The sequence below is a fragment of the Kribbella swartbergensis genome, from assembly GCF_054784135.1.
This window is the reverse complement of the sequence record NZ_BAAGPM010000062.1, coordinates 1-617: the sequence shown is the minus strand read 5'-3', so window position 1 is coordinate 617 and position 617 is coordinate 1. Positions and strand designations below refer to the sequence as shown.

At 69.0% G+C, this 617-nt stretch carries 1 protein-coding gene; it reads left to right on the top strand.

Features of this window, described 5'->3' with window-relative positions; all coding sequences use genetic code 11:
- The coding region (locus ACYVOK_RS34495) for a methyl-accepting chemotaxis protein (protein WP_460666806.1) at window positions 1–617 on the top strand (617 nt) is incomplete at both ends.

Below are 617 nucleotides of genomic sequence, written 5' to 3'. Positions count from 1 at the left end.
GGCACTCGATCAGCTGACGAAGCGCTTCGAGCTGAACGTCTCGTCCCTGACGCGGGGCCTCTCGTCGGCTGCCACCGAGATGGAGGCCACCGCCCAGAGCATGACGGCGGTGGCAAGCCAGACCACGCAGCAATCGGTCACCGTCTCGTCCGCCGCCCAGCAGACCTCCGCCAACGTGCAGACGGTGGCGGCCGCCACCGAGGAGCTGTCGATCTCGATCCGGGAGATCGCCTCCCAGGTGGCGCAGTCCTCGCAGATCGCCGACCGGGCCGTCCAGGGTGCCCGGCGCACCGATGCGGCGGTGCAGGACCTGGCCACCACGGCGGCCAAGATCGGCGACGTGGTGCAGCTGATCAACACCATCGCGGGCCAGACCAACCTCTTGGCCCTCAACGCCACCATCGAGGCGGCGCGGGCGGGCGAGGCCGGCAAGGGCTTTGCCGTGGTGGCCACCGAGGTGAAGGAACTGGCGAGCCAGACGGCCAAGGCCACGGAGGAAATCTCGGCTCAGATCGGTTCGGTGCAGCAGGCCACGCAGCAGACGGTCTCCGCCATCCAGGAGATCGCCCGCACGATCACCGAGATGAGCCAGATCTCGACCTCGATCGCCGCCGCCA